General features: G+C 71.5%; 20 protein-coding genes. 15 read left to right on the top strand and 5 right to left on the bottom strand.

Annotated features, from left to right (window positions below):
* Positions 1-542 precede the first annotated feature (542 nt).
* From OTB20_RS39300 to OTB20_RS39290, 3 genes are all read right to left on the bottom strand, one after another.
* Positions 543-1,232: a hypothetical protein gene (locus tag OTB20_RS39300; protein WP_267824715.1), complete on the bottom strand. Its 690-nt coding sequence runs from the start codon at positions 1,230-1,232 to the stop codon at positions 543-545.
* A 240-nt stretch (positions 1,233-1,472) separates the two neighbouring features.
* Complete coding sequence (locus OTB20_RS39295; RefSeq protein WP_267824714.1) at positions 1,473-1,964, bottom strand: TrmO family methyltransferase domain-containing protein; 492 nt, start codon at positions 1,962-1,964, stop codon at positions 1,473-1,475.
* 63 nt (positions 1,965-2,027) lie between these two features.
* Positions 2,028-3,410, bottom strand: coding sequence for a Tat pathway signal protein (locus tag OTB20_RS39290; RefSeq protein WP_267824713.1), 1,383 nt, complete (start codon positions 3,408-3,410; stop codon positions 2,028-2,030).
* Positions 3,411-3,613: 203 nt separating this feature from the next.
* Between OTB20_RS39290 and OTB20_RS39285 the strand changes: the two genes are divergently transcribed.
* The 11 genes from OTB20_RS39285 to OTB20_RS39235 all read left to right on the top strand — a co-directional run bounded on the left by OTB20_RS39285 (position 3,614) and on the right by OTB20_RS39235 (position 11,620).
* Positions 3,614-3,994 carry a hypothetical protein gene (locus OTB20_RS39285; protein WP_267824712.1) on the top strand — a complete coding sequence of 127 codons (381 nt, stop codon included), beginning with the start codon at positions 3,614-3,616 and terminating at the stop codon, positions 3,992-3,994.
* Positions 3,991-4,509 carry a hypothetical protein gene (locus tag OTB20_RS39280; protein WP_267824711.1) on the top strand — a complete coding sequence of 173 codons (519 nt, stop codon included), beginning with the start codon at positions 3,991-3,993 and terminating at the stop codon, positions 4,507-4,509. Before OTB20_RS39285 ends, OTB20_RS39280 begins: the two co-directional genes overlap by 4 nt.
* Positions 4,510-4,571: 62 nt before the next feature.
* Complete coding sequence (locus OTB20_RS39275; RefSeq protein ID WP_267824710.1) at positions 4,572-4,982, top strand: hypothetical protein; 411 nt, start codon at positions 4,572-4,574, stop codon at positions 4,980-4,982.
* Between the two features lie 85 nt (positions 4,983-5,067).
* Complete coding sequence (locus OTB20_RS39270) at positions 5,068-5,259, top strand: DUF5999 family protein (RefSeq protein ID WP_267824709.1); 192 nt, start codon at positions 5,068-5,070, stop codon at positions 5,257-5,259.
* Positions 5,256-5,804 (top strand): DUF6624 domain-containing protein, encoded by a 549-nt coding sequence (locus OTB20_RS39265; RefSeq protein ID WP_267824708.1) that lies wholly within the window; start codon positions 5,256-5,258, stop codon positions 5,802-5,804. Before OTB20_RS39270 ends, OTB20_RS39265 begins: the two co-directional genes overlap by 4 nt.
* 72 nt (positions 5,805-5,876) lie before the next feature.
* Positions 5,877-6,446: a hypothetical protein gene (locus OTB20_RS39260; protein ID WP_267824707.1), complete on the top strand. Its 570-nt coding sequence runs from the start codon at positions 5,877-5,879 to the stop codon at positions 6,444-6,446.
* A complete protein-coding gene (locus OTB20_RS39255; RefSeq protein ID WP_267824706.1) occupies positions 6,443-7,300 on the top strand; it encodes a hypothetical protein in 858 nt (285 codons plus the stop codon). Before OTB20_RS39260 ends, OTB20_RS39255 begins: the two co-directional genes overlap by 4 nt.
* Before the next feature lie 281 nt (positions 7,301-7,581).
* A complete protein-coding gene (locus tag OTB20_RS39250; protein ID WP_267824705.1) occupies positions 7,582-8,067 on the top strand; it encodes a GntR family transcriptional regulator in 486 nt (161 codons plus the stop codon).
* A complete protein-coding gene (locus OTB20_RS39245) occupies positions 8,064-8,858 on the top strand; it encodes an SAM-dependent methyltransferase (protein ID WP_267824704.1) in 795 nt (264 codons plus the stop codon). Before OTB20_RS39250 ends, OTB20_RS39245 begins: the two co-directional genes overlap by 4 nt.
* Before the next feature lie 700 nt (positions 8,859-9,558).
* Entirely contained in the window at positions 9,559-10,854 is a 1,296-nt protein-coding gene (locus tag OTB20_RS39240) for a hypothetical protein (protein WP_267824703.1), read from the top strand.
* Positions 10,855-10,906: 52 nt separating this feature from the next.
* Positions 10,907-11,620, top strand: a complete 714-nt coding sequence (locus OTB20_RS39235; protein WP_267824717.1) for a 2'-5' RNA ligase family protein — start codon at positions 10,907-10,909, stop codon at positions 11,618-11,620.
* Positions 11,621-11,644: 24 nt separating this feature from the next.
* Here OTB20_RS39235 and OTB20_RS39230 read toward each other — a convergent pair whose 3' ends face one another.
* On the bottom strand, positions 11,645-12,718 hold the full coding sequence (locus OTB20_RS39230) for an aldo/keto reductase (protein ID WP_267824702.1): 1,074 nt from the start codon (positions 12,716-12,718) through the stop codon (positions 11,645-11,647).
* Positions 12,715-13,158, bottom strand: a complete 444-nt coding sequence (locus tag OTB20_RS39225) for an ATP-binding protein (RefSeq protein WP_267824701.1) — start codon at positions 13,156-13,158, stop codon at positions 12,715-12,717. The genes OTB20_RS39230 and OTB20_RS39225 overlap by 4 nt, the downstream gene beginning before the upstream one ends.
* A gap of 434 nt (positions 13,159-13,592) precedes the next feature.
* Between OTB20_RS39225 and OTB20_RS39220 the strand changes: the two genes are divergently transcribed.
* The 4 genes from OTB20_RS39220 to fxlM all read left to right on the top strand — a co-directional run bounded on the left by OTB20_RS39220 (position 13,593) and on the right by fxlM (position 20,293).
* On the top strand, positions 13,593-13,736 hold the full coding sequence (locus tag OTB20_RS39220) for an FxLD family lanthipeptide (protein ID WP_267824700.1): 144 nt from the start codon (positions 13,593-13,595) through the stop codon (positions 13,734-13,736).
* A gap of 98 nt (positions 13,737-13,834) precedes the next feature.
* Positions 13,835-16,909, top strand: coding sequence for a lantibiotic dehydratase (locus OTB20_RS39215; RefSeq protein ID WP_267824699.1), 3,075 nt, complete (start codon positions 13,835-13,837; stop codon positions 16,907-16,909).
* Positions 16,906-18,180: a lanthionine synthetase C family protein gene (locus tag OTB20_RS39210; protein WP_267824698.1), complete on the top strand. Its 1,275-nt coding sequence runs from the start codon at positions 16,906-16,908 to the stop codon at positions 18,178-18,180. The genes OTB20_RS39215 and OTB20_RS39210 overlap by 4 nt, the downstream gene beginning before the upstream one ends.
* Positions 18,181-18,208: 28 nt before the next feature.
* Positions 18,209-20,293 carry a methyltransferase, FxLD system gene (fxlM, locus tag OTB20_RS39205; protein ID WP_267824697.1) on the top strand — a complete coding sequence of 695 codons (2,085 nt, stop codon included), beginning with the start codon at positions 18,209-18,211 and terminating at the stop codon, positions 20,291-20,293.
* Positions 20,294-20,333 lie beyond the last annotated feature (40 nt).

Raw genomic sequence — 20,333 nt, 5'->3', positions numbered from 1 at the left:
GCTCGATCAGAGTCCACTGCTCGTCGGTGAGATCGCCTCGCGCCATGACTGATGGCCTATCAAGACCGGGCCTCCACGCGCAGGCGATCTACCGAACTCGCGATCCGGACTCCAGACAGGACCTAGGTGAAGGCCGCGGTGATCTTCCAGCCTCCTGGCCGGCGGCACTTGAGTTCCCCCCGCGCGGCTCGGTCACCCAGCCCGCCTGGCCGGAAGAGATGCTCACCGACTACTGGAGGGACTTCCGAGAGCGCCCGGAGCAGGACGGGCCCGGGGCGCCTGGGGCAGCGGGGCGATTGGCGCACCGTCGCGGCTTCCTGGGCGCCGACGCCGGCGCCCGAGTCGGCCGCGCGCAGCGTCGCGGCAACGGCCTCGTGGGGTGGGAGAGGAGAGCTGCCGCGCGGCGGTTACTGTAGGGTCCGCCGCTTGGTGAGCAATCAGAGCCGCGAGACCAGCAGTGATGCTGGGAATGAGCACGCGTGCCGCCACTCATCGTCGTCTGATCATGAGCAATTTGGCCCACTAGCGAACTCGTAGTGCCGTCAGGCTTCCTGGAGCGAAGGGGCCTTGTAGTGATCCAGATACTCCTGCATCGCGGAGTCGAGTGGCACTTCGCTGCCCCCGTTGACGGCATGCCAGAGACGGTTCTCAAGCCAGAACCGGTAGGCGAAGTGCTCGAAGGAGGGAGCGCACCAGAGGATCGCAGCCTCTTGGGCGGTGAGGTCGTCCAGGTCGCTCTCCGACTCAAAGTCCTCGGAGCCCCGCGCCTCGTACTCGTGCTCGTAGTCTAGGTAGGAGTGGACCACGAACGCCTCGCCGGACGGCCGCAAGTAGAGGTACCAGAGAACACAGTCCTGCTGGTCACGGAAGAAGCGGATGAGGAAGGCACCAGGCTCAACGGGGCTGGGCAGCGGCTCGGAGAGACTGCTCCAGCAGCCGGTCACTGACACCTCGTCCAAGGAATCCTGCAGATTCGATGACGTGTAGAACCTGACGAAGTCCGCCGGCAACTCCAGACCTTCGGCAGCCAGCTTCTCTCCCAGCTTCTGCAGATCCGCGACCTGCCCAGGGACGATCTTGCCTGGATCGCCCAGCCACTGGAACGCCCCTGTGAACTGGGCGGCGTCCAGAGGCGGCAGGGTGTCGTAGGGGTATCTCTCGTAGGTGTAGCGACAGGGGCGGTGGTCGCCGAGGTCTGTCGCGCACCAGGCGGCACCGAGGTCAACGCTCATTTTTGGCTGCTCCGTTCGCAATGAGACACACGATCGACAGCATGTCAGTCGCATCTGACACCACCACCGAGTCAGTGGTCCTGCGCTCAGTGGGTGCGGCCGGGCATCCGCAGCCGGGAAAGATCGAAGAAGCGCGCCACCTGACCGAACGAACTTGACCCATTGCTCACCGAGCACCGACATTGCTCATCGAGCGCTCATGATCAGCCAACATCGCTCACGGAATCGTGGACCCTACAGTTACGCGGGGCGGTCGGTGTGGTTGTCCCAGTAGTGGGTGAGCATCTCGCCAGGCCAGGCGGGGACAGTGACCGGGCCTCGCGGGCCCATCTGCGGGAAGTACGGGGCGAGGTCGATGATCGGGGTGCCGTCGACGGCGTCGAGGTCGGTGACGTGCAGGTCCAGTCCGTCCACGCCCAGCAGGCGGGGGAAAGACGTGGCGAGCTGCGCCGGCCTGCGGTGGTTGCGGTGGACGAACGTCCCGGTCGCGGGCCAGCGAGGGTTCCCGCGGGGGCTACGTGCGTGAAGCTCGACGTCGCTGGGAGAGGCGAGGGTGAAGGGCCACACGACCACCAGGTGCGAGAACTCGCCGATCCCTTGGAGGACTTCTTCGGGGAAGGTGGCGTTGAGGCGGATGATGGCCCTGGTGCCGCCTTGGTAGTCGTCCAGGGGTGTGGTGTGGCCGCCGATGACGGTGGCGACGGACGTGTAGGTGAAGGTCTGCTCGGACACGAGGTCCCCCTGATCGGTCCGGCCGGAGCACAGCTCCGGCGGCTTGGTGCCGTGATGGCCGGGTCAGACTACGTGGGCGAGGAACTCGCGGGCCCGCTGGTCGAGGTCAGTGGCGGTGCTGCCGCCCCGGCCCTTGACCGGGGAGAGGGAGCGGCGCATCTGGACCACGGTGTCGCGGGCGCGGCCGGAGCGGATGCCGGCCATGGCGTCCAGGGCCCGGTTCCAGGTTTCGCAGGCGTCGTCGAGGTGGCCCTGTCCGGCCTGGACCTGCCCAAGGTATCCCAACGTGACGGAGAAGGTGCGCGCGTACGGGAGGGCGCGGGTGCGGACGCTGTGGCGGAAGGCGGTTTCGGCGCCTTGGAGGTCGCCCAGGTCCCGCAGGGTGCAGGCGCTCTCGTGGGCCAGGGACGCCTCGGCGAAGAACCCGACTCGGCCGGGTTCCTCGATACCGGGATCCGCGGCGGCCAGGTCGGCGCTCGCGCGGGTCAACGCGGCCAGCGCCTCCTTCTTCTGTCCGCTGATGGCCAGGGCCCGGGCGTGGACCACGCCCAGCAGGGCGCGCTCTCGGGGGGTGGCAAGTTTGTAGCGGCGCTCGGCCATGGATCCCTCGGCGAGTTCCAGCGCCCGACGGGGATGGTGAAGGTCGACGGCCTGGTGCGCGGCGGCGCGCAGGATGTGGCCGGCCAGGGCCGGTGCGTCGGCCTCGGCGGCCAGACGCAGCGCGACCCCGAACTGTCGCTGCGCCACCGCGTGGTCGCCCGTGTCGAAGCTGGTCCATCCGGCGAGGTAGACGAGCTCGGCGGCCGCGGTGAACAGGTCTCGGCGTACTTGCTCGGAGGGGAAGTGTCCGGCGAGGTAGGCGGCGACGTCGGTTTGCAGGTAGGCGGCGAGTGCGGTCCGTCCGGCGCCGCCGCCGAGACGTTGGTCCTGGCCGGAGTAGAAGCGTCCGGCGTCCTGTATGGCGGCCACGTGGCCGGCGGTGACGGTCAGGCGGGTTCGGGGTGTGCGGGTGCGGGCGCTGTCGCGGGTCTGGTCCCACCAGGTGGGAGGGGGCAGGGCTGCGCCGGCCGCGGAGTACGCGGTGGCGGAGAGCGCGGTGCGCCGGTTCATCGTCATGCTGTCCCCGAAATCTGCCAGTGCCGTGGCCGTGTCGATGTCCCAGGCCGGCCGGGCGTCGTCGTCCTCGGTAGGCGGGGCGAGCCCGATGTGTGCCGGGGTGACGGTGCGGTTCAGGCGGCGCGAGAGCGTCTCGCACAAGATAGATCCCGCTCGGGGTTCGGGGCGCGTGCCGCCGACCCACATCGAGACGTGCGACTGGCGCACCGCGGCGAGTTCGCCGGCTCCCGTCTCGGTCGCCACGCGCGCGACTGCAGCGGCCAGTTGCCGCTGGGACCATCCGGTTTCCGCGATCACCGAGGCCAGCAGCGTGTTTCGTTCACGGGCCACGGTGAACTCCTTCGCTCCGAAATGATCTTTGTTGGGTTTGTTCGGGTTGCTCGATACCGGGCCCTGCCCTCGCGGCTCGGCTCACGGTTTGCTTTCTGCAACCCACCGTATTGCCCAACTCCCCCTCGGGGGTGGGAATCCGGACGGGCGCCCCACCGCGATCCGCGTCCCGTCCACCGTCCGATTTCCCGCAAGGAGCTGACGTGATCGAGTTGACCAGCATCGTCCTGGCGCTGTCGCCAACCCTGGGTACGGCGTGCTTGGCTGGTGCCGTCCTTGAGCGTGTGAGGCGGAAGGCGGCTACGCAGGCCCGGAATGAGGCGGACGCCGAGGCCGCGCAGCGGCTCGACGCCCGGGACGAGGAAGTCCTTCACACGGCCAGGGTGCGCCTGATCGCGATGGCTGCCGGCCCGCGTCCCGCCGACGAGAGCAGCGCGGGCACGCTCCTGCATCCGCAGTTGGTGGGTACGGCGTTCGCCGAGGCGCAGCTGGTCGTGCTGCGGCAGGTTGCGGCCCTCCTCAACACCGCCGAGCAGCAACCACACGCGGCCTCGGCCCCGGCGGCGAAGGGAGCGACGTTGTGACATCGCTTCGGACTGCTCACTGGCCGCCGATCAGCAAGAACCTCGCGGGCCTCCTGGTCGCCTACGAAGAGGCTCTGGCCTGGCCGCTGATCGTGGGGAGTGACATCGTCTCCGCCCGCCGCGCCATCGCCTTGCTGGGCGACGCCCCGGATCTCGTACTGCGGACGACGTGCTCCGCTTTCGACGCCGTCATCGTGCCCGGCGGCCTCGGTTCGGATCTTCTCGTCCTGGCCGACCGCCGCGACCAGTCCCTTCCGCCGATCCCCTCCCTCGCGTACGGAAGCGGCGAGAAGGTGCTGCTCGTCGCACCGGGCACCGCGGGCCCCCTGAACGGGGTGGCCGGCGCCCGGGTGGAATCCGGCCCGGGCGGGCGTATCGCTCTGCCGCCCTCGGGCGGAGCGCGGTGGGACACCTGGCCCTGGACGCCCGCCGAACCCAGACCGGTCACCTTCACGGACGGCGCCTGTCTCATGCCGCTCCTGCGGACCGCCATGGCCAGCACACCCTCCTCTTAGCCCCTCCCTCCCCCAGCCCGCGCGGGCCCGACCCGCCCATGCCGTCCCGCCGAGGAGTCGTCGTGCCCGTCTCCACCCCAGCACCACCGAGCGCACCGGAGGACTTCCTCCTCTTCATCAACAGCCTTGCGCTCGCCCGGGAACTGACCGCCGTGTCGGAAGCCACCCGCACCTGGGACGCTCTGGATCTGGCGACCGGGCTGTCGGATCCCCCCGCCCACATGGTTCCGGTGCTGGTCACGGATCTGCAGGAGGTACTGCGCACGCTCGTGGCCTGCGCGGCCCGGCTGCTGGTGATCCACCGGAAGGCCGTGGAAGCGGGGCAGGCGGAGGAATCGGCGATGGAGGACGCCCTCGTCCGGGCGGATCAGCTGCTCCACCCCTCCGGGTCTGTCGGTTCAGAGCTCGGATATCTCCGCCTCCTCGCCGCATCCGCCGAGACGATCTTGGACCTCGCGGGCGATACGCCGTGAGCACCAGGCACACGGACCCGCCCCTTCACCTGCTCGACCGCCCGCCCCCGCTACCCGTCGAGGGCTCTTCGACCAAGGACGTTCCATGTGTCAGCACAAGCCGACCTGTCCGCCCAGTACCGCACCCGACGCCGAACTCGCGCAGTGCGTAACCAGCCACCCGGAACAGGGCTGGTCCCTGCTCTGCAACGGCGTCCTCCTCTTCGAGGACACCGGGGTCCTCACCCCCGACGGAGCGGTTCGCGACCCGCACCGGATGTCGACGAGGGCCGCATGAACCTGACCAGCACCACACCTCCCCGCACGCCCACCGAAGTCATGGTGGCCTCGCTGGCAGAGGCGCTGCTCGCGTTCACCGCACGAGATGCGGCTCTGACCTTGTGGGCCTCCAGCCTGCCGGGCGCATCGAACCGCCGCCGGAAGGTGGCGGCCGTCCGCGCGGAGCACGAACGCGAGCTGATGCGGATCGTGGACTGCCACGGCTGGCCGACCGCGGACCTTGTCGGTGAGGAGGCCTCCGCAGCCGCGCTGCAGATTCTTCTCCACGGCACGGACCTCGGCTTCCTGCTGCGCTGCCGGGACCTGATCAAGGCCTCCGTCGACGAGGGGGCCTGCTCCCTGGTCCACCTGGCGTACGTCGTCGACTGGGCGCTGGTGCGTCTCGCGCAGCCCCAGTTGTACGCGACCGCGATCAACCCCGCCTTCGGCCGGCCGTATCCGGTCGCGGAACCGGAAACCCTGGATGCACGGCGCAACGAGGTGTGCCTGCCGCCGCTGGCCGAGGAGACGGCCCACCACCAGGCCCGCCGCCTCGCCTCCTGACGCCCCTCTTCCCGCGCGGCCCTTCGCCCGTTTGTGGTGCCGCCCCGCTCGCCCTGCCCTGATTGGATTTCCATGCGTTCCGAAGTCCCCGCCCCCCGAAGGGGTCTGGTCACCGACGCCCTGCTCGGCAGGCGCCTGGACCCGCTCCTGAGCTGTCTGCTCGCTCTGCCGGCCTCCCGGGAAACGGAAGCGCTGATCGCGGCGGTGACGAACCCTCAGTTCACGAGCTCCGCCGGCCTCAAGGCGCTCGTCGTCAGGGCCGAGTCGCACATCAAGGACCGGGCGGTCGCCGCGACCTACGCGGTCTTGCCGCCTGGCTCGGGCGAGTGCGTCCAGACGGCCATGGACAGAGCGGCCGCCCGGTACTGCGCGGCGGCACCCTCGCGCCACCACGACCTCGCCCCGCTCGCAGGTCACGCCCGGTCCGGCCTGCGCACCGTCCTTGAGTTGGCCGAATGCCGGCGGATCCAGATTCTGGTCATCCCGTCCCTGGACCATCTGCCGGCCGATGACCCCGGGGGCGAGGGGAGCCCATGGACTGTGACCGGTATCCGGGAACGGCTGGACGCGCACGCGGTGCGCCTGATTCCCGCAGACCACGGCGCTGTCCTGTCCGAAGCTGTCTGGGAGGCCGTGCGGTGAACACCCTCCACGGCCGTATCACGGCGGACGACCTGGCGCGGGCGTCGTGCCCGCCCGGCACCGAAGCGCCGAGGCCGCCCGGGGCACGGCCTGCCACCGGCGCCGTCATCGGCACGCCCCAGTGGCCGTTCATCTCTTGCCGCACCACCGAACTTCCCCTGCCCGGGGAACTCGTCGTCCGCGCAGGTCTGGTGTGTATCGGCGACGACGTCGTCGACGGCCTCGGGTACGCCGACGAACGCGAAGAGGACCGGGACCGGGACGGCGGCCTGTGGGCACGTGTCTCCACCGACCTCGCGGGCGGCGGAGACGTCGAGAACCTGATTCCGCACCCCTACCGCCACCGGTACCTGATGGGCAAGGTCCGGTGCCAGGTCTGCGCCCAGGACCCCGCGAGGAACGACGACGGCGGCTTCCTGTTTGTGGTCCCCGACGGCCCCCACGACCTGGCGGCCATACCCGCGAACTGGGGAGACGGCGTCCTCGAAGCGACCCCTCCGGTCTGTCTGGCCGACGCGGACGCATCGGCCACGGGCTGCCCCCGGCTCGGGCGCGCCACCGCCCTGTGGGTACAACGCCCGATCCTCCATGGGGTCTCCGGCCTGGGCTACAGGCTCCGCGGCGGCACGCTGCTGGAGACGGGCGTTGCCTACGCCCGGTACGAGACCGCGGAGCTGGCGTGGGTGGTGGCGCAGCAGATGTACCGGCGTCTGGACGGTGTCACCGTCGACCTGGAACTGACCGCGCACCTGCGCTCCCTCCACGCGGCCGCCTGGCCCGCCCGACGCCGGCGCGCTCCCGACCCGGCCGCGATGACGGGCCTGGCCGGTGCGGCTCATCGGAGCCGGCGATGATCCCGGCGAGGAGGGCCTCATCGCGTCAGGTCCGGGCCCGGGCGGCCGCTACGGTGCAGGTCCGCCGATACCTCCGGGCCCGCCGGCCCGGTAGCCTCGTCCTCCCGCGAGTTGGGCTCGGTGACACCGTCGCGCACCTGGGCCAGCGGCTCCGCCTTCCCGAGGACGATGTCTGGGCAGCGGTACGGATCCTTGAGGCCCGCGGTGAGGCCGCATTCCTTCCCGGGCGGGGGGTGATGGTCTGCGGACCGGGCCGGCCCCACCCCCACGACGAGGCTGTCGTGGCCCGGGTCCCCCAGCGTCTGGATGACGGCATTTACCAGCCGGGGCAGGCACTCGCCCTCGCGGTCATCACCCTGGAGTACGCGGGCACCCCCGCCTGCGTGCGGCGGGCCTGTGCCCACCTCATCCGCGAAGGCCGCCTCCAGAGCCTTCCCCGGGGCCCCGTGGGCCCGGGCATCTACGTCCGTGCCGTCCCCGGGCACACCCCCCGTTCGTCCACCCTGACCGGTCTGAGAGGACGCCCGTTCATGTCTAGCGCCATGGTGTTGTCGACGCCCGCACCCCGGCAGCCGTACGCCAAGTCCTTGGAAGTCCCACACCCCGTGTCGAACACGGTCACCTCCGACTTCACGGTGCGGGGCTGCTCCGTGGCGCTTCCCCCTGACACGGTGCCCACTGCTGTCCCCGAAGCGTCCTTCGGCGGCCGGGAGACCGAGACCGCCGGCGTGTACGCGGCCGACGGCGACGGGGGGCTTCGACCGTGAGGCTCGTACGCACCTCGTCCGGGGCATATCTGACGCCGAATGTTGCCCGGATCCAGGACTATCTTGACGGCGGAACCGACAACTACGCGGTCGACCGGGACCTGGCCGACGAGCTCCTGGCCGCGGCCCGCTGGCTTCCGGGCAGCGTGCGCATCAACCGTGCCCACGGCCGCCGGATCCTGGACGCATTCACGCGGGAGCTCGGGATCGATCAGGTCCTGGACCTGGGGTGCGGTCTGCCCCACCTCGACAACCGGCAGCTTCCGGACGCCGTGCAGCGCATCATCTACATCGACAACGACCCGGGCGTGGCCGGTCACGCCAACGTGTACCTGGCCGAGCGGCATGGCACCGATTCGTTCCAGGCCGACCTGACGGACACGAAGGCTCTTCTGGCCGCCCCAGCCGTGGCACGGCTCGACCACGGCCGCCCGATCGGGGTGCTGCTGCACGACGTCCTGCCCTGGCTCGGCGACGAGGACGCGAGGTCGGTCCTGGCCGAGCTGCGGGACTGGCTGCCGCCGGGTTCCGCGCTCTCCCTCACCCACGCCACCGCCGACTTCGCCCGCGAGATCCAGATGACGACCCTGACCGACATCTACGCACACGCCGGCATCGTCTTCCGCCCCCGGACCGCCGAGCAGATCCACACCCTGCTGGGACGGTGGGCCCTGCCGGAGGGGGAACGGCTGGTGAGCACCGCCGAGTGGCGCAGCCCCAGCACATACGAACGCCTGGACCACTCCCACGCGTACGCCACGATCGCCCTGCCCTGGGGGTACATCCGATGACCACGCCCTACGGGGTCCCGCCGGTCGACGAGAACCGTCCGCCAGCCGTATCGCCCACCTGCTGGTCGGCGGACACCGCGACGCCAACACCGCCGACACCACCCTCGCCAACCTGACCGCCTGGGCCGCAGCCCCGCGGAAGTCGCTGCCGGTAAGCGCCGCCTGCGCGTAGCGGCAGGCCTGGCCCCGAACGAAGCCTGGAACAAGATCGTCAGCCGGGGCCACGGAAGCGGCCACCTGACGCCGCCCACCGGTGAGACCGCAGTCTTCCTCGACCTGGACCGGGGGGCCACTTCATGACCACGCCCCCCCTGTCCGTGCGCAGGATCTGGGGCACCAGGCCACGACGTCGTCCCCCGGATCTGCCAGCGCACTCGGGCCGGATCGCAGGCAGGAGACAGCACGGCCAGCGGTACGGCGCGCGCCCGGAGCGGGGACCGCCTCGTTCAGCGAGGGGGCCCTCTGGCTGGCTGAACAGGCCGGGTACCCACGGCCGACCAGGAGCCGCAGCCCGTGGGCCCATGGTCTTCTCGCCGACATGGGTTCTAGCGTCGACCCCAGACAGCAGTCGCGCCCACCGACGTCCGCAGGTTGCCTGGCATGAGGGCTCGCCTCGTCGGACGAGGCCCCTTTCGAGCCAGGGATCGCCGTTCTGCTTGCGCTCGGGGCGTGGGCCCTGATGCTGTGGAGGATGGGTCGGATGAGGGTTCCGCAGTACCGTACGACGAACTTCAAGATGGAGGTCCGCCGCCGCCGTTGGACGAACACGGTGACGATCGCACGCTGGGATCGGGCTCGGGCCGAGCTCGCGGAGATCGATGCGGATCCGGCGCTGCGGACGGTGGATCTGCCGTCGCGGACGCTGGACCGGTGGATGACGGGCGAGGTGTCGCCGGCCGGGCCACGCGCGGAACGCGCCCGGATCCTGGAGCACCTGTTCCAGCTGCCCGTGGAGTGGCTGTTTCGTACGTACGACGAGCAGGTTCCCGCGTACACGGGCTCGCCAGGACAGGCCGGGGTGCCGTCCCTGACTGGGTGGGGCAGCCCGCAGTCGATCCCCGGTGAGCAGCGGGGTGTGTCCTCGCCCGGGGTGGATCTGGGGCTGTTGGCGTTGGCCCGGGATTCCATCGCCTCGATCGTTGACCGCTACGAGTTGGGCGGGCCCGCCCAGCTGGTGGGTGAGGCCCGCCTGGTGCAGCGGATGCTGGGGGTGATGCTGGGTGGGCGGGCGGACGATTCGGTGCAGCGGCGTGAGCTGATGACGCTGGCGGCCCAGGCGTCGGGGCTGCTGGCCTACATGGCGGTAAACTGCGGGGAGCAGAAGGCGGCCGGCGCGCTGTGCCGGGAGGCCGACCAGTTCGCCGAGGAGGCCGGCGCGGTCTGGTTGCGGCAGTGGGTGGCCGGGACGCGGTCGTTGAACTTGTACTACGCGAAGAAGTACGTCGCGGCGGACGCGGCGGCTGCCGCGGGGATCGCGCTGGCGCCGACGGACCCGCAGGCCATCCGGCTGATGGCCAACGGCCGGGCGCGGGCTCTGGGCCGGCTCGGGGAACGCGCGGAGTCGCACCGGATGATCGAGGAGGCGCTGGAGCTGAGCGAGAAGCAGTCGCGGCTGCCGCCCGGGCTGACCTCGTGTATCTCCTTCGCCCCCTACAGCCGGGCCCGGACAGTCGCGAACGCGGTGACGGCGTACTTGTCGGCCGGGGATGTCAAGCGCGTGCTACTGCTGGCCCCGCAAGTTCAGAACGCGGCGGTATCAGCGCAGTCGCCCTGGACGCAGGCGCTGGTCGGGCTGGATGTCGCTACCGCGCTCGTGCAGCCGCCGGGTGCGGAGGTGGAGGAGGCGATGCGGGTGGGGAGTGAGGCGTTGTCGTCGGGGGCGGCACCGATCCAGTCGGTCCGCCAGCGGGCCAGCGAGCTGCTGGAACTGGGGCAGCGGTGGCGCGGGGTGAGGGCCGTAGGCGAGTATGCGGCGCAGGTGAAGGAGTTGCGCTGACCCGGCCGTACTGCGCCGGCGCGGTACAGGCGGAGAGGGTTGTCACGTGGTGATGCTGGAGACGGACTCGAAGGCGTTCCCGCCCGCGCCGCCGTCCTCGCTGGACGATGTGCAGGTCCTGCGGGAGGCCGACTGGGCAGCGTTTCGCTCCATCGGCCGGATGTCGGACCACTGGGATCGGCCAGGATGGAGCCCGGGACACCGGGCCTACTACTGGATGCTGGCTCCCTCGGGGGCGAGCGGGCTCGCCGCGGAGGCGCTTGCTTGCCAGGAGGCGCTGGCGGAACTGGGAATGGATCCGGTGCCCCCGGAGGGGCTCCACGTCACCATGGTCAAGATCGGCAACCGCGACCAGGTCACCGAGATCCAGCTCGACGTGCTGGCCGCTTCGGTCCGCGGTGCTCTCGGAGCCCCGTTCCGGGTGGCGGCGTACCCCATGACGGGGTCGCGCGGCGCGATCCGGTTCACGCTCGCCCCATGGCGGAACCTGGTCGCTGTGCACGCGGTACTGACGCAGGCCGGAGTTCGCGCCGGCGTGCCGGGAGGACGGCCCACGGCTGGCTTTCGGCCCCACCTTGGGGTCCTCTACAACAACCGCGACCGTGACGCGGCCGCACCCGTCCAGGCGGTCGGCGCGCTGCGGGGACGTGGGCCGGTCGAGTTCATGGTGGACGCGGTGCAGCTGGTCGAGCTGCGCCGCGAAGCACGGACCTACCGCTGGGACACCGTGCGCGAGATCGCTCTGGGCGGACCGGACCGCCGCTGACGCCGAAGCCGCGGCATCGGAGGTTCAGCGTCCGGGTCGGTGGATGGGTGCCGGCCGGGCTTCACGCAAGGTTCGGCGGATCCGTTGATAGGCCGCCGCGACGAAGACGAGGTCTTCTTCGGTCAGGGGCGGCCCGAGGTCGAACAGGTCACGGACCTGCGCGGGGCTGGTGAACCCTGCGGTGACGACGGTGTGGTCCGGCTGCTGGAGGCTGTAGCGCAGAGCGACCCGTGTCAGGGCGGCTGGGGATCCGCCGAACCGCTCGCGCAAGGGGGCGAGCCCTTGGCCGATGATCCCCAGCCCTGACTTCTGGTACCAGGCTCTGCCCTGGCGGTGGTCTCCCGGCGGGAAGGCAGGGGGCCGGAGCCTGTGGTGCTTGCCGGTCAGCAGTCCCTGCGCCAGCGGTTCGGTGAGCAGGAGGGCGACACCGCGGCGCGCGGTGAAGGACACGATGTTCTCGCCGCCGATCAGGGTGGGCTCGCTCAGCGGGCTCGCCCTGGACGAGATCACGTCCGGGTTGAGCAGCTCGACGATCCGGCGGAACCGGGGGGCAGTCGCGGCGGGCACCCGCTCATCACCGGCCCGCGGGTGAGGGCCGCGCAGGCCCACCGCCCCGATCAGGCCCGCAGCGCGCAGCGACTCCAGCTGCCCGGCGGCATCGAGGAGATATTGGTCGGTGGGGCCGAAGTCCAGGGTGTGGAGGAAAAGGACGTCCAGACGTCCGACGCCGAGGTTGTTCAGGGACTGCTCGACCTGGTGGACCAGGCGGGGCGCGGCGTAGGGATGTGGTGCGGTGCCGCGTACGGATCCGGCGGTGCCCGCGATGCGTACGCCGGCGTGCCCAGCCTCCCGCACGGCCTGGCCCAGGAGCCGTTCGGAGTGGCCGTAGCCGAAGCTGTCGGCAGTGTGGAAGAGGTCCGCTCCGAGTTCGAGCGCGGTACGCAGGCTCTCCAGGGCGACCGTGTCCTTGACCGGTCCCCATCCGACGGGATGCCCTCGGCTGACGGCCGGTCCGCCGATCGGCCAGCAGCCCATGGCCAGGGGCTGCACGCTCAGCCCGGGCGCGAGGTGGCGTGAGGTGAGGTCGGGGGGAATCACCCGGCCGCCCTCGCGGACAGGTCGAAGACGGCGCTCACGCCCGTTCCGCCACCGGACACGGGCTGCGCGAACCAGCCTGCGGCCAACGCGCTGACGAGGAGCAGTCCGCGCCCGTCGGTGTCCTGAGGGTCGGCCGTGCGGGCCGCCACAGCGCGCGGGTCGACGCCACGGTCGCAGACGGTCAGGACGGCCAGGGTTTCGCCGTAGACCTCCAGGACGAGGCGGTCGGCTCCCGGAGTGTGCTCAGCGGCGTTAGCGACGAGCTCCCCGGCGACCAGGGCGACATCGTCGACGCACGGGTAAGCGTCGAGGGCTTCGCGGACGAAGCGACGTGCGGCACGTGCCGGTTCGATGCAGGTGGACAGGTTCCTGCGGTGGATGCGGGGTGGCTGGCCCCCGCTGAGGGAGACCAAGTCGAGCAGCGGTGCGACGGACGGCAACGTCATCTCCCCCAGACGTGATGGCCGGAGCCCCTACGGCGGCCGCCGTACGGGACCTCCAACTCCTGCTCACCGTCACGCGTGCTGCCGGCGTCCCGCTACGCCGCCAGCACGCCGTTTCCACACACCCACACTCCATTCCAAACGGCACTGAACAGGAACGAACCACATCAATATGGGTGTGGGTGGGGGGTGGAAACGGCGTGCTGGCGGCGTGGTGCGCGGGGGCACCGGTGGGTCACGGTGGGCGTCGGTGCTACGGCCTCGACGGCCATCGAGGTCGGCGTGAAAGGCCGACGACATCGCGGTCGGTGTGCACGCCGGCTACCGCACGAATTCCGTCTGCCCGTGCTTGAGGGGTGACGGTGGATGACCTGGCCCGGGCCGTCGTGGCCCAGGTGGCCAGCCGTAACGATCAGCACTTCGGAGGAATCATGACCCAGCCGCCTACCGTCGCGAAGTCCGACTTCGACCTCGACGTCACGCTCGTGGAGGTCTCGGACCCGGCCAGCATGGTCAACCTGACGGACGACAACTGCGGCTCCACGTGCGGCGCCTGCACCACCAACGTCGCCTGACCGACCCACTAACGGCCGGTGGGGCTGAGGGCGTGCAGCCCTCAGCCCCACCGGCCACGCACGCACCACTCACTCTTCCCCCTCACGGAGGTCTCGTTGTGGCTGTTCCAGCCGGCGCGTACCGCGGTGGCCGTGTCGCTCTCGTGCGCGCCGCCGCCCAACCCGCACCTCCCGCCCCGCACCATCTGCCACTCACCGCCCCAGCCACCGTCCAGGCCGATTGGCTGCGCGCGGTCTGGGCGGACGAGACCTTCGCCGAGAGCCTGCGGCACGCCAGCCCTTCCCTCGCCCGGCAGATTGACACCCTGTGCAACGCTCAGGCAGAGCCCATGAAGCGTGACCTACGCCGTGCGGTCGTCTCCGTTTCCCGCTACCTGCTGCGCGCGGCCGCACGGGCCACCCCCTTCGGTCTGTTCGCCGGCGTGACGACCGCCGCCTTCTCCTCCCGCGTTCACGCCCAGTGGGGCAGCGGGCACCAGGCGGTGGTGCGGGCCGGAGCCGAGTGGCTGGCCGAGGTCGTCACCCGCCTGGAGGGCTTCCCCGAACTCCTGGTGCGGCTGCCGGTGGTCACCAACAACACCGTCGTGGTCCGTGGCGAGCAGCTGATCGTGCCGCACCAGCCCCAGCCCCGCGACCGTCGGACCGCCGCGGTGGATGTCTGCATCGCGTACAAGGCTCCGGTGCGGGTGGCCCTGGCCGCGGCGCGCACCCCGGTGCTCGCCGGTGACCTCGCCGCGAAACTGGCCGCCGAGTTCCCCACGGCCGGGGAGCAGGAAGTGACCGGGTTGATCGCCCTGCTGGTGCGTCACGGGGCGCTGGTGTCGGGGCTGCGGGCCCCCGGAACCCGGCCCGACGCGCTGGCCTGCCTGATGGAACAACTCGAAGCCGCGGGAGCGCAGGAGGTGGAGGCGGTGGCCCCTCTCGTTGCCGAGATCGGTGAGGTGCGGGAGGCGATCGAGGCGTGCAATCGGGCCCCGTCCGGGCGGGCGGCCGCCGCGCGGCGGATTGCGTCCGCGCGCATGGTGACGGTGGCGGAGGTCCGGAGACATCCACTCGCGGTGGATCTGCGGCTAGACGCCTCGCTGGCGCTCCCGCATGCGGTCGCCGAGGAGGCCGCGCGCGCAGCGGCGGCGCTGGCACGTCTGAGCGCCGCCCCCTACGGGCCGGCTGGGTGGAAGGCGTACCACATGCGGTTCTACGAGCGGTTCGGGATCGGCTCGCTTGTCTCGGTCGCGGACGTGGTCGATGACAGCGGGATCGGCTACCCCGACGCGTACGGCGCCGACGCCGCCCCCGAGCGCCGCCCGGCCCTGAACGAGCGCGATGCGGGTCTGCTGCGACTGGCCCAGCGCGCCGCGCTCGACGGCACCGTCGAAGTCGTCATCGACGAGGCCCTCCTGGGCAGCTTGAGCAGCGGGCCCGGATCGCCGAGGCTGCCGCCGCACCTGGAGGTCGGTGTCCGGGTGCACGCAGCTGACACCGCGGCCCTGGAGCGCGGTGTGTTCATGCTGGAGGTCCTCAGCGTCTCGCGCGGCGCCGGGGTGAGCACCGGCCGGTTCCTCAGCGCCCTGGACCAGCCCGGAGCCGAGATCCTCACCGCGGACCTGGCGAACCTGCCCACCGGGGACACCGGCACGATCCCGGTCCAGTTGTCCTACCCGCCGCTCGACCCCCGGGACGCGCACGTCACCCGGACCCCGCGCGTGCTCCCCACCCTGGTCAGCGTCGGTGAGCACCACCCCGCCGACGAGCAAGTGCTGGGCGTCGACGATGTGGCGGTGGGCTGCGATGGCACCCGCATATATCTGGCCGCGCCCGCCCTGGGCGTGCGGATCGAGCCGGTCGCGATGCACGCTCTGAACCTTCACGGGCACCACGCCCCGCCCTTGGCCCGGTTCCTCTGCGAGGTCCACCGCTCCCAGTACGCGCAGGTCACCACCTTCGACTGGGGCGCCGCGGCGAGCCTGCCGTTCCTGCCACGACTGCGCTACGAGCGGACCGTCCTGTCCCCGGCCCGCTGGCGCCTGGAACCCGGAGAGGCCCCGCCCGGGCCCGGCTGGGAGGCCGCGTTCGCCGACTGGCGGCGGCGTTACCGGCTGCCGCGGCACGTGTACCTCACTGAAGGGGACCGACGGCTCGCCCTGGACCTCGACGTGCAGGGCCACCGGATGCTGCTGAGCCTCCACATGGAGCGGGGCGAGCCCACCGTCCTCACGGAGGCAGGCGGGGAGCTGGGGTGGTGCCAGGGCCGCGCCCACGAAGTCGTCATCCCCCTCAAGGCCACCGCACCCGCCCGCTGGCCGGCCCTGCCCGCGCCGAGCCCTGCCCGGGTAATCGGCCGCGGCCGGTCCCAGGTCCCGGCTGCCTCCCGGGTGCTCCTGGCCTCCTTGTACGGGGATCTGCGCAGGCAGGACACGATCCTCGCCCGCCACCTGCCCCGTCTCCTCAACCAACTGGGGAGCCCCCGGTGGTGGTATATGCGCTTCCGTGACCCCGACCAGCACCTGCGCTTGCGCATCGAACTCCCCGACCCGACCGCGTTCGGGAACGCCGCGCACACGGTGAGCAGCTGGGCGGTGGCCATGAACGAGGCGGGGCTCTTGCGGGAGATCCGCTACCCCACGTCTTACCCGGAGACCGGCCGGTGGGGTTCGGGAGCGGCGTGGAGCGCCGCCGAAGCCTTCTTCCGCGCCGACTCCCACGCCCTGCTCACCCAGTTCCGGGAGCCGGCCCGGCCCGGGCCGCGGGCGCTGGCGGCCGCCCACATGCTGTCCATCGCCTGCGCGTTCCACGGCAGCACGACGGCGGGCACGAGCTGGCTGATCGACCATCTCCCCGCGACCGCCCCGGCCCGCATCCCTCGGCACGAGTTCAACGAGGCCGTACGCTGCGCCGACCCGCGCGGCACCTGGCGGGCGCTGCGCAGCATGCCCGGCGGGATCGCCATCAGCGACGCGTGGAAGGACCGCGACCGGACGCTGGCCGCCTACCGGTCGCACCTGCCCGGACCGGACACCGACGCCATCGACCCCGACGCCGTCCTCAGCTCGCTGCTGCACTGCCACTTCGTGCGGGCCGTGCGCATCGACTTCGACGAGGAAGCCGTCTGTCTCTACCTCGCCAGGGCCGCGGCCCTGGCCTTCCGCGCCCGCACCACCGGGGGCAGTACGTGAACTACCCAGCCGAGCACATCATCCGCCTGATCGGCGACCGCCTCGCCAGCCCCGGCACCGTTCCGGGCGCCGTGCGCCGGCATCCGGGATGGCAGCAGTCCCTGGCCCGGGGCATCCCCGGCATCGCGCTACTGCACATCGAGCTCGCCGCCACCGGAAGAGCACCGTGGGCCCGCGCCCACGACTGGCTCACCGCGGCGGCCGCTGCCCCGCTGACCGTCGGCGCCGACAGCCACCCCTTCCACGGCGCCCCAGCCCTGGCCCACGCCCTGGCCTGCGCCGCCGACCACCGTCCCGGCGCCTACTCCCGCGCCCTGGAGCAGCTCGACACGCAGATCATCACCGACACCGAGCGGCGCCTGTCCGCCGCCCACCGACGCATCGACCACGGCGACTTGACCGAGATCGCCGAGTACGACGTGATCCGCGGCCTGACCGGCTACGGCGCCTACCTGCTGGCCCGCCACCCCGACAGCGACACCCTGCGCCAGGTCCTGGCCTACCTGGTCCGCCTGACCCGACCCGTCGTCCACGAGGACACCGAGCTCGTCGGCTGGTGGACCCTGTCCGGACCCTCCGGGCGGCCTGATCCGCTCTACCCCAGCGGTCACGCCAATGCCGGTGTCGCGCACGGCATCGCGGGACCCCTGAGCCTGCTGTCCCTCGCCGCACTGCGCGGTGTCGACGTCCCCGGGCAACTGACGGCCATCGGCGAGGTCAGCTGGTGGCTGGACCGGTGGGCCACCCCGCGCGGCCACGGACCCGCCTGGCCGTACTGGATCACCCGCCGCGAACTCCGCGAGCAGCGGCCCGCCCCGGCCACGCCCTTACGCCCCTCCTGGTGCTACGGCGCCGCCGGCCAAGCCCGAGCCCAGCAACTCGCAGCCCTCGCCCGCCAAGACCAGCCTGCGCAACTCCGAGCCGAGAGCGCACTCCTGGCCGCTCTCACCGAACCCGCTCTCCTCGCAGCGACCACGGACATCGCCCTGTGTCACGGCTACGCCGGCATGGCCCACATAGCCGCCCGCGCCGCCACCGACGCCCTGCCCACCACCCGGGAGCGGCTGACCGACGCCATCCCCGGACTTCTCAGCCCGCTCACCCCGACCGGGGCGCGGCCCCGTCAGCGCACGGTCGAGATCCTCCTGGACTCCGCGGACGGCAACGGCGCCGGACTCCTCGACGGCATCGCCGGCATCGCCCTGGCCGTGCTCTCCCCGGGGGCCTCGGCGAGCGCTTCGCGCTGGGACGCCTGCCTGCTCACCGCATGACCCCCCGTACACTTTCGTGAGGAACCTGATGGACTGGCAGCAGCTCAACATCACCTTCACCGGCGAGGCCGCCGAACGGGCGGCGGCCATCGCGGCCATCGGCTCGTGTCTGAGCACCGCGGAGACGGCCGGGCAGGTGCAGGCCTGGTGGTTCATGAACAAGCGGCCCTGGCCGCTGCGGATCCGCACCGCCGGCCCGCTCCCGCCGCCGGTGACCGCCCTCCTCCACGAGCTGACCGGCAGCGGGTCCGTCGACTTCTGGAGCCCCGCCCACTACGAGCCGGAGACGGCCGCCTTCGGCGGCCCCACCGCCATGGACGCCGCCCACACCCTCTTCCACCAGGACAGCCGACACCTCCTCACCTACACCCCCGGCCCGGGCGAGCAGCACCTCGGCCGGCGCGAGAGCGCGGTGCTGCTGTGCCACACGATGATGCGCGCCGCGGGACTGGATTGGTACGAGCAGGGCGACGTGTGGGACAAGGTCGCCGCGCTGCGCCCGCAGACCGCCGCGGACGCGCCGGCGGCGACCATCCGCCACCGGGAGGCGATACGCCACCTGATGAGCATCGACGCCACCTCCCTCACCGGGCCAGGAAAGGTACTGGACGGGCACGAAGCCTGGGTCGGCGCCTTCGCAGGTCTCGGCCGCACCCTGGCGGACCTCGCCCGCCGCGGCGAACTGACCAGGGGGCTGCGTTCGGTTCTGGCCCACCACGTCATCTTCCACGCCAACCGTGCCGGCCTCCCCCTGAGGGACCAGCACACCATCTCCACCATCGCCCGAGAGGTCATCATGGGATCGAGTGACAACACCGCGCCACCCCAGACGTCCGCGCCCGGCGCCGATAGCGTCCGTGCGGTGAACACCGACACGCTCGCCACGTCCGAGCACGCCGCCCAGCTCCGCAACCGCCTCGTCGACCAGCTCCTCGACAACGGGCAGACCCTCACCCCGCAGGTCGAAGCCGCCCTGCGCGCCGTACGCAGGGACCTGTTCGTGTCTGGCGCCTCGCTGGAGGAGGCGTACGCGAACGCCCCGGTGAACATCAAGTACGACACCGACGGCACCACCGCGATCTCCTGCGCCTCCCAGCCCGGCATCGTCGCCCTGATGCTCGTCCAGGTCGGCGCCGGCGAGGGAGACAAGGGGCTGGAACTCGGCGCGGGCAGCGGCTACAACGCGGGCCTACTGGGCTACCTGGTCGGCCCCACCGGGCACGTCGTGACCATCGACGTCGACGAGGACCTCGTCGAAGGGGCCCGACAAGGGCTTGCCGCGGCCGGCATCACCAACGTGGAGGTCATTATCCGCGACGGCGCCCTCGGCCATGCGGCAGGCGCCCCCTACACCTGGATCATCGCCACCGTCGGCGCCCACGGCATCCCGCACGCCTGGCTCGACCAGCTCGCCCCCGGCGGCCGCCTCGTAGTCCCCCAACGCCTCAAGGGGTCCGTCTCCCGGTCCATCGTCTACCAGCGGCAGACCGACGGCCGCTGGACCTCCCTCGGCAGCGAGATGAACACCTTCATGCCGCTCAGGAGGGGCATCGCTGACGACGACCGGCGGATCATCCCGCTCACCTCCGACGCCACCGTCCGCCTCCAGGCCCCCGCCGACATGCTGATCGACGCGGACACCCTCGCCGGCGTTCTTGAGCAGCCGCGAACCGAGCACTGGACCGGCGTCACCGTCCAGGCCATGGAGTCCCCCGAGTGGATGGAGCTCTTCGTCTCCTGCACCCTGCCCTCCGGACTCGTGCGGATGCTGTTCCCGCAGACGGCCAAGGGCAGCATCCTCACCGACGACCCCTACCCGTCCTCCACCGCGGCCGTCGACAAGGGCGCCGTCACCTACCTCGCCCGACGCCTCTCGGACGAGAAGACCCCCGAAGGCGGCAAGCTCTGGGAGTTCGGCGTCATCGGCCACGGGCCCGGCGCCGAAGACCTCGCTGCGCGCGTCGTCGAGGCGATGCAGACCTGGGACCGCGAGTACCGCTGCCGCCAGGCCACCTTCGAGATCCAGGCCCTCGACGGACCCGCCATCGAGGAGCAGCCCGGCCGGTTCACGCTCACCACCCCGCTCAACCGCATCATCGTCGACTGGCAGTAGCCCCCCGGGGCCCGACACCGCTCGGAGCAGGCCACCACCT

Source organism: Streptomyces sp. H27-H1, from assembly GCF_026627445.1.
In the GTDB taxonomy this organism is placed as follows: domain Bacteria; phylum Actinomycetota; class Actinomycetes; order Streptomycetales; family Streptomycetaceae; genus Streptomyces.
Note: the sequence above shows the minus strand (reverse complement) of the source record. Positions and strands in the feature narration are given on the sequence as shown.